Below are 15,186 nucleotides of genomic sequence, written 5' to 3'. Positions count from 1 at the left end.
GTTAAGAAAGAACAGCCCGCAAGTTTGGCGCCGGGACACGTGCCAATCGGGTGAAACTGAGATTCAACGTGCGTCGTGGAATGGAATAATCGGTAAACAAATGAATTTATGCCTTCCTCTTACCCCTCCCTCCTCACTCCCTCAGCCCTCACCCCTCACATCTTCTCAGCCCGTCATCTGCTTTTCGCGGATTTCGTCCAGGGTCTTGCAGTCTATGCACTGGGTGGCGGTGGGGCGCGCTTCCAGCCTGCGGATGCCGATTTCCACTCCGCAGGAATCGCAATACCCATACTCGCCGGCTTCCACCGCGGCCAGTGCCTCGTCGATTTTCTTGATGAGCTTGCGTTCGCGGTCGCGGGTGCGCAACTCCAGACTGAATTCGGACTCCTGGGTGGCGCGATCATTCGGGTCCGGGAAGTTGGCTGCCTCGTTCTGCATGTGGTGCACGGTGCGGTCTACTTCTTCCATCAGCTCGCGTTTCCAGCCCAGCAGAATGTTGCGGAAATGCATCCGCTGGTTTTCATTCATGTAGGGCTCGCCCTTCTTGAGCGGATAGGGCGTGAATCCCATAAAGCCGTCGGCCGCGGAGCGGCGGCGATGCGAGCGGGCAGCGGGTTTGGCGGTGACTTTCTTGAGGCTGGCCTTGGATACGGCCTTGCCGGCTGGCTTTCTTGCAGCTTTGGATGAAATCGCGGCTTTGGTCCTGGCCGGCATGCAAAACTCCCGTTGACCCTGAGATAAAGCGGCGCAGTTTATACCGGATTGCGCCGTGCGAGGCAAGTTGCATCCGGCGAAAAATCGCCCGGCCGCATTCGGCTTGCGACCCGCTTCAGGAGTTCGGCGCCGGTGATTCTGTCCATAAAACCGTGGCGCCGGCGACTGCCGCGGGCATGATGATGAAATTCACCACCGGCACCATGGTGCACAGCGCTGCGGCCGCACCGAAGCCGAACATGCGCGCACGCTTTTGCCTGAACAAGCGCCGTTGTTCGATAAACGTTACGCCCCGGTTGCTGAGCGGGAAATCCGAATACACGATGGCCAGAGTCCAGGCGGTGAACACAAACCACAGCAGGGGCGTGAGTGCGCCGAACAGCGGCACAAAGAGCAACACCAGTCCCACCACCGCAATCAGGAGCATGCGCCACACGAGATATAGGAGCCGCTGGAGCTGGCTGCGCAGCCCCACGACGATGTCCATGACGAGACTGCGGCCGGTCTCGGGGCGGCGACCGGTAATCATGGCCTCGATGCGCATGGCCAGGAAAATATCCAGGGGTGCGGCAATGAGGGTGGCGAGCAACGAGAAGGCATAAAACAGCACCACGGCCGCGGCCAGTGCAAACACTACCCACAGCACTGCAGTGAGCCACGCCAGCCAGTGCGGCAGACCCGAAATCCAGTGAACCAACCAGGCGTCAAAATAGCGCGCACCGAGGGCAATGGCCGCGGCGAACAGCAGCAGGTTGATGAGCAGCGGCAGGATTACATAGCGCCGCACACCGGGGCGGGTCAGCCAGGTGAAACCCTGAAACAGGCAGCGCGCGCCGTGGGCGAATTCCTCGAACACGGCGCCGTCAGGGCAGGGCCACAGGCGCCGGGCACTGCCAGCCGGGCTGGCGGTGCTCCGCGACCACCGTGGTGTACAGGCCGCCACGCACGTTGAATTGTGCCGTAAGGCGCATGAAACGAGGGCTCAGCATCGCAACCAAATCGCCGAGAATACGGTTGGCGACGTCCTCGTGAAACGCGCCCTGATCGCGGTAACTCCAAATGTAGAGTTTCAGCGCCTTGAGCTCCACGCAAGCCTGCCCGGGCACGTATTCCAGCAGCAACTCGGCAAAATCCGGCTGGCCGGTGCGCGGGCACAGGCAGGTGAATTCAGGGATGCGGATACGGATCGTGTAGTCGCGCTCCGGATGCGGATTGGCAAAAGTCTCGAGATTTTTGCTGGGTGCGGCGGGCATGTCGGCTACTGCGTTTTCAGGCGCCAATACTTTACACTACGCGGCCAGGATCGGCAGCGCGCGCGGCGGCACCATTCAGCATGCGGCTCAGCAAAATAAAACTGTCGGGTTTCAAATCCTTCGTGGACCCGACCATCATCCACCTGCCCAGCAACCTGGTGGGCATAGTCGGCCCCAACGGCTGCGGCAAGACCAACATCATCGATGCCGTACGCTGGGTCATGGGCGAACTCTCCGCCAAACAGCTGCGCGGCGACTCCATGGCGGACGTGATTTTCAACGGCTCCAGTGCCCGTAAGCCGGTAAGCGCGGCGTCCATCGAATTGCTGTTCGACAACTCCGACGGCGCCATCGGCGGCCAGTTCGCCAACTACGCGGAGATCTCTGTGCGGCGCGAGGTGGTGCGCGACGGCACCTCCAACTATTTTCTCAACAACACACGCTGCCGCCGCCGCGACGTCACCGACCTGTTCCTGGGCACCGGGCTCGGGCCGCGCAGCTATGCCATCATCGAGCAGGGCACGATCACGCGCCTGGTGGAATCCAAGCCGGAGGAACTGCGCGTGTTTCTGGAAGAGGCGGCCGGGATTTCCCGCTACAAGGAAAGGCGCCGCGAGACCGAGAGCCGCATGCACGCGACGCGCGAGAACATCGAACGCCTGAACGACGTGCTGGACGAGGTCAGCAAGCAGATCGAGCACCTGCACCGGCAGGCGCGGGCCGCCGAACGTTATAAATCCCTGAACGAGGACAAGCGCCGCCTGGAGGCCGAACTCAAGGTGCTGCACTGGCGCGAGTTGGACGAGCAAGTAGGCGGCCAGGAAGGCATTATCCGTGAACATGAAACCCGCCTGGAGGCCGCGATTGCCGAACAGCGCGGCATCGAGAGCGGGCTGGAGAAGGCCCGGGAGCAGCACACCCAAGCCGGCGACGGCCTGACCCGGGTGCAGGCGCGTTCCTACGAGTTGGCGACTGCCACCGCCAGGCTGGAACAGTCGTTGCAGCACCTGCGCGAGGCCCGCAGTCAGCACGAGCAGGATCTCGACGGTCTGCAAGCCAGCCGTCAGGAAATTGAAGGTCATATAGACCGTGACCGCGAACAGATCGCGCGTGCGGATGCCGCGCTGGCGTCGTTCGAGCCGGCGCGCGATCAGGCATTGGCCGGGGAACGGTGCTCCACGCAGTCGTTGGCAGAGGCCGAGCGTGCGCTGCAGCTGTGGCAGGAACGTTGGGAAGCGTTCAACCGTGAGGCCGGCGACAAGGCGCAGGCCGCGGAAGTCGCGCGCACGCGCATCCAGCACCTCGAGCGCCAGCACGCTCAGGGCCTGCAGCGGCGCGACAAATTGGAGGGCGAACGCACCGGACTGTCCGCGGATGCAGGCCAAGCGGGCATCGAGGAACTGGATGAAGCCATCCAGCAGGCGGAAGCCACGCGCACGCGCCTGCAAACCGAACTCGAACAGGCGACCCGCGAGCTCGACGGGTTGCGGGAAAGCGACCAGCAGCTCAGCACCGAACTGCATGCCCTGCGCACTCAGCTCGAAGATCGCCGTGGGCGCCTCGCCGCGCTCGACGCGCTGCAACAGGCGGCGCTCGGCAAGAGCCGCGCCCAGGTTTCCGATTGGCTCAGGCAGCGCAAACTCGATGGACAACCGCGCCTGGCGGAGCTCATCAATGTGGCGCCCGGCTGGGAGCGGGCGGTGGAAACCGTGCTCGGCTACCACCTGGAAGCAATATGCGTGGAGCAGTTTGCGGACGACGCCGCGAAACTGGCCAGCCTCACCGGAGGCTCGCTCTCATTTGTGGAAAAGGCCGGCAAGGCCGGCTCCGGCGATCGCGACAGCCTGCTCGGCAAAGTCGAAGGTCCGCTCGATCTGAGCGATTGGCTGGGGAGCGTGCGCACGGCGGAGAACCTTGAGGCCGCGCTCGTGATGCGCGCCAGACTGTCCGCGCGCGAATCGGTCATTACGCGCGACGGTCTCTGGCTCGGGCGCCACTGGTTGCGGGTCATTCGCGGCGAGGATGAACGCGCGGGTGTGCTGGCACGCGCCCAGGAACTCAAGCAGCACCAGACGCAGCTCGCCAACATCGAACGCGAAGTGACCGGTAAGGCTGCGCGCCAGGAAAGCGCGCGCCGCCGCATGCGGGAACTCGAGGCGCAGCGCGAGGAGCTGCAGGACAGCCTCAATCAAGCCGCCGGCGAGCAGGCGGACCTGCGCGCACAACACCAGGGCGCCAGGGAACGGTTGCAGCATCTGGAACAGCGCACTGTGCAACTGGATGTCGAACTCGCCGATTTGAACCGGCAACTGGAAACGGTTGCAGCCGAATTGCAGGCTGCGCGCACCGACTTGCACGCGGCACAGGACGGGGTGCAGGCGCTGGAGTCGCAGCGCACACCACTGCAGACCGAACGCGATGCACTGCGCCGCCGCACCGAGGAAGCACGCGCGCGCGCCCTGCAGGATGCCGAAACCCGGCATGGCCTGGCGCTCAAGTTCGAGGCGCAGCGCTCCACGCGTGATTCCACGCGCCAGAATCTGGAGCGCATGCAGGCACAGCTTGCGCAGATGGATACGCGCGCCACGGCATTACGGCAAGCCATCCAGGATGCAGCCGCGCCCGCGGGTCAGCAGGAGAGCGAACTGCAAAGCCTGCTGCGGCGGCGTACGGACATGGATAGTGAACTGGCCGCGGCGCGTGCTCAGGTTGAGTCCATGGCCGACCAGGTGCGCAAACTCGAACAGCTGCGCCAGGTAAGTGAGCATCGCGCCGAGGAACTGCGCGAACAGCTGCAGCAATTGCAGCTCGGTATCCAGGAAGCGCGCGTGCGCCGCAGCACACTGGAGGAACAGTTGCGTGCCGACGGCTATGAGCTCGCGCCGCTGCTGTCCGGTCTGGCTGGCGGTGCGGGCATTGCGGATTGGACCGAAAAGCTGGCCGCGGCCAATCAACGCATCGAACGCCTCGGCCCGATCAATCTGGCGGCAATCCAGGAATACAGCGAGCAGGCGCAGCGCAAGCAATACCTGGACTCACAACTCACGGATTTGAACCAGGCACTGGAAACGCTGCAGGCGGCGATCCGCAAAATCGATCGTGAGACCCGCACACGCTTCCAGGAAACCTTCGACAAGGTGAATACCGGATTGCAGAGCAGTTTTCCGAAACTGTTCGGCGGCGGCCATGCCTATCTGGAGCTGACCGGTGAGGAGCTGCTGGACGCGGGCGTGACCGTCATGGCGCGCCCGCCCGGCAAGCGCAACAGCACCATTCACCTGTTGTCCGGCGGCGAGAAGGCGCTCACCGCCGTGGCGCTGGTATTCGCCATTTTCGAATTGAATCCGGCGCCGTTCTGTCTGCTCGACGAAGTGGACGCGCCGCTGGACGAGGCCAACATCGGCCGTTTTGGCGATCTGGTGCGCGGCATGTCCGATCGCGTGCAATTCGTGTTCATTACGCACAACAAGACGACCATGGAGATGGCCAATCAGCTCATCGGCGTGACCATGAGCGAGCCGGGGGTATCGCGGCTCGTGGACGTGGACGTGGACGAAGCGGTGCGCATCGCGGCCATGTAAGATGTGGCAACTGCGGCTGATCATTCTGCTCATCGGTGTGGTATTCATCGTGCTGGTCTATCTGTTGTCGCGCCAGCGCCGGCAGCGCCGTGCGGAGCTGGCGCGCACGGAACCCAGCCTGGATGAGGGTGCGACGCTGGCGACCGCGGAGGAAACCTTGACGCCTCATCCCGCGCCAATGCCAAAGCCGCCCGGCGGCACACCGGAACCGGGGGCTCGCCAACTGATTCTCGCGCTGCATGTGATGGGTGCGGAACCCGACGGATTCGACGGCGCGCACGTCCTCAAGGCACTGCAAGTCAACGGCTTGCACTACGGCCAGTATCAGGTGTTTCACCGCGTCACCGAGGACCTGCAACAAACCCCGGTGTTCAGCGTGGCGAGCCTGGTGGAGCCCGGAGTGTTGCTGCCGGAACGCCTGTCCCACCAGCGACTGCCCGGGCTGACGCTGTTTCTCGTGCTGCCCGGCCCGCAGGACGGTGTGGCAGCCTGCGCCGACATGCTGGCCACGGCGCGCAACCTGGCGCGGGTGCTGGGTGGAACGGTGCTGGACGAGCGGCGCCAGCCGCTGACTCCGGAATCGGCGCAGCAGATCCGCCAGCGCATCCTGGATTTCCAGCAGCACCCGTCATTTCCGGACTGAGCCGCAGGCCGCGGCATGCGCATCGTGTTGAGACTTGCGGCATGAGCGACCGGCAGGGCGCCGAACAGAGGCTGCGCAGCCTGCGCGACGCGCTGCATCGTCACAATTACCTGTATTACGTGCTGGACGCGCCGGAAATTCCCGACAGCGAATACGACAAGCTGTTCCGCGAACTGCTGGAACTGGAGCGTGCATTTCCCGATCTGCGCACGCCGGATTCACCGAGCCAGCGCGTGGGCGCAGCCCCGCTCAAGGAATTCGGCGAAGTACGCCACGTAGTGCCGATGCTGTCGCTGGATAACGCCTTCAGTGACGACGAAGTGCGTGCGTTCGACGCGCGCGTGCGCGAACGTCTGGGAGACGATGGGCCGGTCGCCTACGCGGCCGAACCCAAGCTCGATGGCCTGGCGATCAGCCTGACTTACGAGCATGGAGTGCTCAGCCGCGGCGCCACGCGCGGCGACGGCAGCGTGGGCGAGGACGTCACGCCGAACGTGCGCACCATCGCGTCGATTCCACTGCGCCTGCAAGGCCGCGGTTACCCCGCGGCACTGGAAGTGCGCGGCGAAATCTACATGCCGAAGCAGGCGTTCGAGGAACTCAACTGCCGCCAACTGGAACGCGGTGAAAAAATCTTTGCCAACCCGCGCAATGCCGCGGCTGGCGGTCTGCGGCAACTGGATTCGCGCGTCACTGCCGCGCGCAATCTGGAATTTTTTGCCTATGCCTGGGGCGAAGTACGCGACGGCGCATGGCTGGATACCCACAGCCGGGTATTGGCACGCTGGCGCGACTGGGGGCTGCGCACCAATCCCGAGAACCGCGTGGTGCACGGCGTGCAGGGTTGCCTGGAGTATTTCCACACTCTGGCCGACAAGCGTGCCAGTCTGCCGTATCAGATTGACGGCGTGGTCTACAAGGTTGACCGGCTCGACTGGCAGCAGCGTCTCGGATTCGTGGCGCACGCACCGCGCTGGGCGGTGGCGCACAAGTTTCCCGCCGAGGAAGCCACGACCTTACTCAAGGCGGTGGAGTTCCAGGTAGGCCGCACCGGCGCGCTGACGCCCGTGGCACGGCTGGAACCGGTATTCGTGGGCGGCGCCACCGTGAGCAATGCCACGTTGCACAACATGGACGAGGTGCTGCGCAAGGATGTGCGCGTCGGCGACACCGTAATCGTGCGCCGCGCCGGCGACGTGATTCCAGAGATCGTGGGTGTGGTGCTGAGCGAGCGTCCCGCGGGCACGCAGCCAATAAAGGTACCCGCGAGGTGTCCGGTGTGCGGCGCACACGTGGAACGCGAAACCCGCGAGCGCACCAGGCAGGGCAAGACCGTCATCGAGGAGCTGGCGGCGTGGCGCTGCACCGGCCGCCTGGCATGTCCTGCGCAGTTGGCACAGGCCATTCTGCATTTCGCGGGCCGGCGCGCGCTCGATATCGAGGGCCTGGGCGAAAAACTGGTGGAACAGCTGATTGCGGAAAAATTGCTGCATTCGCCGGCCGACATCTACGCGCTGCAGCATGCGCAACTGGCCAGATTGGAGCGCATGGGCGACAAGTCGGCGGAGAATCTGCTCACCGCGATTGCCAGGAGCAAAACCACCACGCTGGCGCGCTTTTTGTATGCGCTCGGCATACCCGAAGTGGGAGAGGTGACGGCGCAGACTCTGGCAGACCACTTCGGCAGTCTCGATGCTTTGCAGCATGCAGCGCTGCAATATGCGAGCAGTCTCAAGCAGGCCCGTGCCGGCACAGACCGTACGCTCACCAAAAACCTGGCTAATAACGAGTTGCGCAAGGTTCCGGATATCGGTCCGGAAGCGGCCGCCAGTTTGGCTCAGTTCTTTGGCGAACCGCATAATCAGTCGGTCATTCGGGCGCTGCGCGCGGCCGGAGTGCATTGGCCGGAAGGCTCTGGGCGCCGCGCGGAAGCAGGGCGCCTGCAGGGCAAGAGTTTCGTATTGACTGGCACACTGGCAGGCATAAGCCGTGAGCAGGCCACGGAACGCATCCGGGCGCTGGGCGGCAAGGTCGCGGGCAGCGTTTCGCGCAAGACCGATTACCTGGTCGTGGGCACGGAGCCGGGCTCCAAGCTGGCCGAAGCGCGCAGGCTCGGGGTGCGCGAGTTGAGTGAAGCTCAACTCCGGGATCTGCTCGATTCCTGATGCCGGATGCGTGACCTGGATATAGAATGATCCCCGCAATTTTGCGCGGTGAAGTTATCGGAGATTGAAAGTGCGCGCGGGCGCGAACATTCCATTGCTGATAGTGGCACTGCTGTTGGCGTCATGCACCGCCATCCTCACGCCCATGTATGGCGTGCGCGAGGGACAACTGGCGCCCTGTCCGTCCAACCGCGATTGCGTGTCGTCCGGCGACACCGATCCCGCCTTGCACATCGCGCCGCTGACGTATACGAGCACCCGCGCCCAGGCGAGCGCCGACCTGCTGCAAGCCATCAATGCAGTGGGCCAGGCACGCATCGTGTCCAACCACCGTAACTATCTGCGTGTCGAATATCCCATCAGCAATCCCGCGGAGCGCGCCGCGCAGTATTACTATCAGCCCGCGAATGCGGTAGATGACGTAGAGTTTTACCTGGTGCCGGAACGCCGCGTGATTGAACTCCGTTCCATCGCTCAGCTCGGCTTGTTCGACGTGGGCGCCAATCGCGCGCGACTGGAACAGATACGCGCGGCATTCGAAAAACTCCAGCAACAGCACTGATCGCCCGGCGCACAAATGAAACGGCCAGCTTGCGCTGGCCGTTTCCATCTGCTTGATGCCAAGCGCCTGAGATCAGTGCTTGGTTCCCGCGGCAGGTGCGCGCGTCGCGCTCGGTGCCGGAGCATTGCTGGCTGCGCTGGTCGTAGTCACGACGACCTTGGCATCCTGACGCAATTTGTTCACGTAGGCCTCGACTTCCTGGCCTTCGAGGCCGTTGGTGAGCTGATCGCGCACGGAATCCAGGCTCGGCGGCGGCATGCTGCGGGTGTCCTCCAGCTGGATCACGTGCCAACCGTACTGGGTGTGCACCGGCTCCCGGGTGTATTCACCCTTCTTGAGCTTGGCAACCGCGGCGGAGAATGCCGGTACCATTTGATCCGGACTGAACCAGCCGAGCTCGCCGCCCTGTTTGCCACTGGCGTCCGTGGAATATTTCTTCGCGAGCGTGGCGAAGTTGGCGCCGTGGTTCAACTGGTTGACGATGTCCTTGGCCTGCTGCTCGCTGGCTACCAGGATGTGGCGTGCGCGGTACTCGGTACCGGGCATGGACTTGGTGCGCGCCGCGTATTCCGACTTGATCTGATCTTCGGTGACCGGATGCTGGGTCAGGTACTGCTGCACGAGTTGCTGGGCAAGCAGGCCGGTGCGCTGGATCTTCAGATCCGCTGCCACGGTCGCCTGTTTCTCCAGGCCGGATTTCTGTGCGGCCTGCGCCAGTACCTGCATGTCGATCAGGCGGTTGAGCACCAACTGGTGGCGCTGGGCGTCGAGTTGCGGCTCCTGGCCGCCCGCCAGGCTGCGCACGTAGGCGCGGAACATGTCGTTGGTGATCGGCACGCCGTTGACGGTGGCCAGCACCGTGGAAGTGTCCGCCGAATTCTGCTGGCCGCCACAGGCGGCCAATATCACGACGGCGGCAATCAATGTCAGGGAACGAAGTGCAATACGCATGGAGAGTCCTCGTGGGTGAAAAACATCAATGAGATTCGTCGGGCGCGAACGCCTGAATGCTGAGTGCGTGAATATCGGCCTGCTGCAGATTGCCGAGCGCCGCGTAAATCATGCGGTGGCGCTGCAGGCGGTCCTTGCCGGCAAATGCGGCGGCCACGATGCGCATGGAATAGTGGCCGCGACCGGCATGCGCATGACCTGCATGCTGTGCGCCCTCATCGCGGATTTCCAGCTGCGAGGGCCGGAATTCAGCCTGCACGTGCGTGTGCAGATAATGCATGCGCGGGTCCAGAGGCGCGGTATCCACGGCGGTGCTCACGGCAGGGTCTTGAGAAACGGTTTGACGGCAACCTTGGCGTAAACGCCGGCCGCCACATACGGATCGGTGTCCGCCCAGGCTTGCGCCTCGCCGAGCGAGGCAAAATCGGCGATCACCAGACTGCCGGAATAACCCGCCGGACCTGGCGCGGGCGCGTCAATGGCCGGATGCGGCCCGGCGACCAGCAGCCGGCCCTGTTGCTTGAGCGTCTCGAGTCGCTGCACATGCGCAGATCGAGCCGGACCGCGCCGCGCGAGGCTGCCGTTTACGTCCTCCGAAAGGATCGCGTACCACATCAGGAAGCCTTCTGTACCTGCACGTGGCGACTCATGTACAGCGCTTGCGCAATCACGAAAACCAGCGTCGCGCCCATGGACCACCATACCTTGAAATTTACCCAGGCAGCGGTGTCGTAATGATAAATGACGTAAACATTGACGCTGCCGAGCACTATGAAAAAAGCCGCCCACAGCAGATTCAGCCGGCGCCAGATTCCGGCCGGCACGCGTATCTGTGCCCCGAGCATGCGCTCGATCAGGGTCTGGCGCATGAATTGCGTCACCAGAAATACCACGCCGAACAGCCATTCGACGATGGAGAATTTCCATTTGATGAACACGGCATCGTGAAACACCAGGGTCACAGAGCCCAGCACCAGCGCCAGAATCGTGACCGCGAGTGGCAGCGCTTCGAATTTGCGGCTGTGCCACCAGGAGATCGCCAGCACCAGCACGCTGCCGGCCATGAGCACGCCGGTGGCGAAGAAAATGCCTTTCCACAGGTAGCTTGCAAAGAACGCAGCGAGCAGCAGGAATTCCAGTACGGCGGACATACGGCGTTGCACGGCCAAGGTTCGATATCATAACGCATTCGCACGCCGGGCTGCCGCCGGACGTCTGCATGGACCGGGGAACATGAGCCAGTTTTTCAGCATCCATCCACAGACGCCGCAACTGCGGCTTGTGCGCCGCAGCGTGGCAATTCTCAAGGCCGGAGGGGTCATCATCTATCCCACCGATTCCTGCTACGCCCTGGGTTGCATGCTGGGCGACAAAACCGCCATGCAGCGTATCCGCAACATTCGCGGCGCCGGTCCGGGACACAACTTTACCTTGGTGTGCCGGGACCTGTCCGAAATCGCCACCTACGCGCGCGTGGACAATCCCACCTTCCGCCTGCTCAAGGCGCACACGCCCGGCCCCTATACCTTTATTCTTCCCGCCACGCACGAGGTGCCGAGGCGCCTGCAACATCCGAAGCGCAAGACCATCGGCATCCGCGTGCCCGCGCATCCGATTACCCAGGCGATACTCACCGAGCTGCGCGAACCGATCATGAGTTCCACGCTGATGCTGCCGGGCGAAGCCCAGCCGCTCACCGATCCGCAGGACATGCGCACGCGGCTCGAGCATGCCGTGGATCTGGTGATTGACGGCGGGCCCTGCGGTTTCGAACCCACCACGGTGGTGGATATGTCCGGAGATGCACCGGTGGTGGTGCGCATCGGGCGCGGCAACCCGGTGCCGTTCAGTCGTTTGCATTGAAGCCCGGGCGGTGCCGCGAACGGACTCTGTATAATGTGTCGATGGGTCAGTTCAACCTCATCCAGCTCATCATCATCTGGGCCCCGCCGGTATTGTTTGCCATCACGCTGCACGAAGTGGCGCACGGCTGGGTGGCGCGCCGTCTGGGGGACCCGACCGCCATGATGCTGGGGCGGCTGACGGTCAATCCGCTCAAACACATTGATCCGATCGGAACCGTGATTGCGCCGGCCGTGCTGCTGCTGTTGCACTCGCCCTTCATCCTCGGCTGGGCCAAGCCGGTGCCGATCTCGCCGCGCAATTTCAAGAATCCGCGCCGCGACATGGCCATCGTGGCGGTGGCCGGGCCGGTGGCCAACCTGATCATGGCGGTGATCTGGGCATTGATTTCCCACGCCGCGGCCTTGTTGGTACCCGCGCTGCCCTGGATCTCGCCACTGGCCTACATGGGCGTGGCCGGTGTGCTCATCAACGTGGCGCTGTTCATATTCAACCTCATTCCCATACCGCCGCTCGACGGCGGGCGGGTGCTGGTGGGCATTCTGCCGCGCAATCTGGCCAACAAGGTGGACAGCATCGAACGCTTCGGGCCTTTCATTCCCCTGGCCGTGCTCATGTTGCTGCTGTTCGTATTCCCCAGGCTGCTGTCCTCGGTTCTGGGCCCGCCCATCGCCTGGCTGTCGCAGCTGTTGCTGGGCGCATAGCGGAACAGGGGTTGACGCATGGCTACCACGGGTGCTGACAACTTGCGTGTGCTGTCCGGCATGCGGCCCACGGGGCGCATGCACCTTGGTCATTTGCACGGCGTGCTCAACAACTGGCTCAAGCTGCAGCATGAGTACGAGTGTTTTTTCTTCGTGGCCGACTGGCACGCGCTTACCACGCATTACGAACAGGCGCGCGAAATTGAACCCGCGATGTGGGAAATGCTGGTGGACTGGCTGGCCGTGGGTGTGGATCCCGGCAAGGCACGTATCTTCATCCAGTCGCATGTTCCCGAACACGCGGAGCTGCAGCTGCTGCTTTCCATGGTGACGCCGCTTGGCTGGCTGGAGCGTGTGCCCACCTATAAGGAGCAGCTTGAGCAGATCCGGGACCGCGACCTTTCGACTTACGGCTTCCTCGGCTATCCGGTGCTGCAGGCGGCCGATATATTGATCTACAAGGCCGGCTGGGTGCCGGTGGGCGAGGATCAGGTGCCGCATGTCGAGCTGACGCGCGAGATTGCACGACGATTCAATTTCACCTACGGCCGCGAGCCGGATTTCGAAGTCAGGGTGGAAAGTGCGATCAAAAAGCTCGGCAAACGCAATGCCAAGCTGTACCGCGAGCTGCGCAAGCAATATCAGGAACAGGGAGATCAGGAGGCCCTGCAAACCGCGCATGCGCTCATCGCCGAAAACCAGAACCTGCCGCTCGGCGACCGTGAGCGGCTGTTGGGATTTCTCGAAGGCCTGGGGCGCGTGATTCTTGCCGAGCCGAAGCCGTTGCTGACCGCGGCGGCACGCATGCCGGGGCTGGACGGCCGCAAGATGTCGAAATCCTATGCCAATACCATCAGCCTGCGCGAAGACCCTGCGGACATCGAGCACAAGATCCGCACCATGCCGACCGATCCCGCACGCGTGCGTCGCAGCGACCCCGGCAATCCGGAGAAATGTCCGGTGTGGGAGTTTCACAAGATCTATTCCGATCAGGCAACACGCGACTGGGTATGGAAGGGCTGCACCACGGCCGGCATCGGCTGCCTGGAATGCAAACAACCGGTGATCGAGTCGGTGCTCAAGGAACTCAAGCCGATCCGCGAACGTGCGGCCGAGATCGAGGCCAATCCGGAGATGCTGCGCAGCGTCGTGAGCCAGGGCAGCGACGCGGCGCGCGGCGTGGCGCGTGACACCCTGGATGAAGTGCGTCAGGCCATGGGCCTGAAGTACCGGTGAGATCGCCGATGCAACCGCCTTTGAATCCCGGCGAATCCGCCGAGCCTGTACCGCAGCAGGCGGAAATGCCGTTCGCCATCGTCCAGGGTGAACCGGTCACCAGCCTGCCGCGCGATCTCTACATTCCGCCGGATGCGCTCGAGGTGTTTCTCGAGGCCTTCGAGGGTCCGCTGGATCTGCTGCTGTACCTGATCCGCCGGCAGAATCTCGACATCCTCAATATCCCGATTGCCGAGATCACGCGCCAGTACATGGAATACATAGATCTGATGAAGGAGCTGCGTCTGGAGCTCGCGGCCGAGTATCTGGTAATGGCCGCGATGCTCGCCGAGATCAAATCCCGCATGCTGCTGCCGCGCCCGCCGCTCGCCGAAGGCGAAGAGCAGGACCCGCGCGCCGAACTGATACGCCGGCTGCAGGAGTACGAACGTTACAAGCAGGCGGCCGAGGATCTGGACGCGCTGCCGCGCGTGGGCCGGGACGTGCATCCGGCCGCCGCGGAAATGGGCGGGCACAAAGTGGTGCGCCTGGTACCGGATGTCAACATGCAGGAGCTGCTTCTGGCCTTCAAGGATGTGCTGCAGCGCGCCGCGATGTATTCCCATCATCACGTGCAACTCGAACCCCTGTCGGTGCGCCAGCGCATGTCCGAGCTGCTGGCAGGACTGCAGGCGGGAGAGTTCCGCGAGTTCAGCGCGCTGTTCACACCCCAGGAAGGCCGCCGCGGCGTAGTGGTGACCTTCCTGGCGCTGCTGGAGCTGCTCAAGCAGGCGCTCATCGAACTGGTGCAGGCCGAAAGTTTTGGCGCCATTCACGTGCGCGCTACGGGAGCGTCACATCCGGATTTGTCGCTGGTGCGCATCAAGGGAGAAGAGCCATGACCCGGGAATCGCCACAGCTCAGAAACATCCTGGAAGCGGCGCTGCTGGCCGCCGGGCGGCCGCTCAATCTGGACGAACTCATGGCGCTGTTCGACGACGCGGACCGGCCGGCCCGCAATCAGATTCGCAAGGCGCTGGATGAGCTGCAAAGCGGCTTTGCCGGACGCGGCATCGAACTCAAGGAAGTTGGCGGCGGATTCCGCATCCAGGTAAAGGCCGAGCTGGCGCCGTGGATGGCACGCCTGTGGGAAGAACGCCCGGCGCGCTATTCGCGCGCGCTGCTCGAGACCTTGTCGCTCATCGCTTACCGCCAGCCGATCACGCGCGGCGAGATCGAAGTGGTGCGCGGCGTCACGGTCAGCCCGCACATCGTTCGCACCCTGGAAGAACGCGGCTGGATTCGCGTGGTCGGACACCGCGACGTCCCCGGACATCCGGAAATGCTGGCCACCACGCGCGAGTTCCTCGATTACTTCAACCTGCGCAGTCTGGATGAACTGCCGACGCTCGCCGACATTCGCGACATCACCAGCCTGGAAGCGGAACTCGACTTCGATGGCGCAGCACCTGTGCAGATCGCGCACGCGGACGCGCCGCCCGAGACTCCGGCCAGGGAAGCAGAAGCGGAGTGAG

At 63.6% G+C, this 15,186-nt stretch carries 16 protein-coding genes; 9 read left to right on the top strand and 7 right to left on the bottom strand.

Features of this window, described 5'->3' with window-relative positions:
- Positions 1–165 precede the first annotated feature (165 nt).
- The 3 genes from dksA to queF form a co-directional block, all read right to left on the bottom strand.
- Positions 166–570, bottom strand: coding sequence for an RNA polymerase-binding protein DksA (dksA, locus tag VJR90_05550; protein HKV96939.1), 405 nt, complete (start codon positions 568–570; stop codon positions 166–168).
- A 259-nt stretch (positions 571–829) separates the two neighbouring features.
- Positions 830–1,570, bottom strand: coding sequence for a sulfate transporter CysZ (gene cysZ / locus VJR90_05545; protein HKV96938.1), 741 nt, complete (start codon positions 1,568–1,570; stop codon positions 830–832).
- 7 nt (positions 1,571–1,577) lie between these two features.
- The gene (gene queF / locus VJR90_05540) at positions 1,578–1,967 is read right to left on the bottom strand and encodes a preQ(1) synthase (protein ID HKV96937.1); all 390 of its coding nucleotides are present in this window, start codon (positions 1,965–1,967) and stop codon (positions 1,578–1,580) included.
- 80 nt (positions 1,968–2,047) lie between these two features.
- Here queF and smc point away from each other — a divergent pair, with 80 nt between their 5' ends.
- From smc to VJR90_05520, 4 genes are all read left to right on the top strand, one after another.
- Positions 2,048–5,548, top strand: coding sequence for a chromosome segregation protein SMC (gene smc, locus VJR90_05535; protein ID HKV96936.1), 3,501 nt, complete (start codon positions 2,048–2,050; stop codon positions 5,546–5,548).
- Between the two features lies 1 nt (position 5,549).
- A complete protein-coding gene (locus VJR90_05530) occupies positions 5,550–6,191 on the top strand; it encodes a cell division protein ZipA C-terminal FtsZ-binding domain-containing protein (GenBank protein HKV96935.1) in 642 nt (213 codons plus the stop codon).
- 41 nt (positions 6,192–6,232) lie between these two features.
- Positions 6,233–8,356 carry an NAD-dependent DNA ligase LigA gene (ligA, locus tag VJR90_05525; protein HKV96934.1) on the top strand — a complete coding sequence of 708 codons (2,124 nt, stop codon included), beginning with the start codon at positions 6,233–6,235 and terminating at the stop codon, positions 8,354–8,356.
- Positions 8,357–8,426: 70 nt separating this feature from the next.
- Positions 8,427–8,918, top strand: coding sequence for a DUF1499 domain-containing protein (locus tag VJR90_05520; GenBank protein ID HKV96933.1), 492 nt, complete (start codon positions 8,427–8,429; stop codon positions 8,916–8,918).
- 72 nt (positions 8,919–8,990) lie between these two features.
- Here the strand turns inward: VJR90_05520 and VJR90_05515 are convergent, their stop codons facing one another.
- The 4 genes from VJR90_05515 to VJR90_05500 are packed head-to-tail and all read right to left on the bottom strand — an operon-like array spanning position 8,991 to position 11,020.
- Positions 8,991–9,869: a peptidylprolyl isomerase gene (locus tag VJR90_05515; GenBank protein HKV96932.1), complete on the bottom strand. Its 879-nt coding sequence runs from the start codon at positions 9,867–9,869 to the stop codon at positions 8,991–8,993.
- 25 nt (positions 9,870–9,894) lie between these two features.
- Positions 9,895–10,149: a BolA family protein gene (locus tag VJR90_05510; GenBank protein HKV96931.1), complete on the bottom strand. Its 255-nt coding sequence runs from the start codon at positions 10,147–10,149 to the stop codon at positions 9,895–9,897.
- A gap of 35 nt (positions 10,150–10,184) precedes the next feature.
- Positions 10,185–10,484, bottom strand: coding sequence for a YciI family protein (locus VJR90_05505; GenBank protein ID HKV96930.1), 300 nt, complete (start codon positions 10,482–10,484; stop codon positions 10,185–10,187).
- On the bottom strand, positions 10,484–11,020 hold the full coding sequence (locus VJR90_05500; protein ID HKV96929.1) for an inner membrane-spanning protein YciB: 537 nt from the start codon (positions 11,018–11,020) through the stop codon (positions 10,484–10,486). Before VJR90_05500 ends, VJR90_05505 begins: the two co-directional genes overlap by 1 nt.
- Before the next feature lie 82 nt (positions 11,021–11,102).
- On the opposite strand from VJR90_05500, the gene VJR90_05495 reads away from it, so the two are divergent.
- Genes VJR90_05495 through scpB form a run of 5 tightly spaced genes read left to right on the top strand, consistent with a single transcriptional unit; the run spans position 11,103 to position 15,185 of the window.
- Positions 11,103–11,732, top strand: coding sequence for an L-threonylcarbamoyladenylate synthase (locus tag VJR90_05495; protein ID HKV96928.1), 630 nt, complete (start codon positions 11,103–11,105; stop codon positions 11,730–11,732).
- Positions 11,733–11,773: 41 nt separating this feature from the next.
- Positions 11,774–12,436, top strand: a complete 663-nt coding sequence (locus VJR90_05490; GenBank protein HKV96927.1) for a site-2 protease family protein — start codon at positions 11,774–11,776, stop codon at positions 12,434–12,436.
- Between the two features lie 18 nt (positions 12,437–12,454).
- Positions 12,455–13,672, top strand: coding sequence for a tryptophan--tRNA ligase (locus VJR90_05485; protein ID HKV96926.1), 1,218 nt, complete (start codon positions 12,455–12,457; stop codon positions 13,670–13,672).
- An 8-nt stretch (positions 13,673–13,680) separates the two neighbouring features.
- Positions 13,681–14,553, top strand: coding sequence for a ScpA family protein (locus tag VJR90_05480; protein ID HKV96925.1), 873 nt, complete (start codon positions 13,681–13,683; stop codon positions 14,551–14,553).
- The gene (gene scpB / locus VJR90_05475; GenBank protein HKV96924.1) at positions 14,550–15,185 is read left to right on the top strand and encodes an SMC-Scp complex subunit ScpB; all 636 of its coding nucleotides are present in this window, start codon (positions 14,550–14,552) and stop codon (positions 15,183–15,185) included. The genes VJR90_05480 and scpB overlap by 4 nt, the downstream gene beginning before the upstream one ends.
- Position 15,186: the final 1 nt, after the last annotated feature.

The sequence above is a fragment of the Gammaproteobacteria bacterium genome (assembly GCA_035279405.1).
In the GTDB taxonomy this organism is placed as follows: Bacteria; Pseudomonadota; Gammaproteobacteria; order Natronospirales; family REEB76; genus REEB76.
This window is presented reverse-complemented; position numbering and strand designations above follow the sequence as displayed.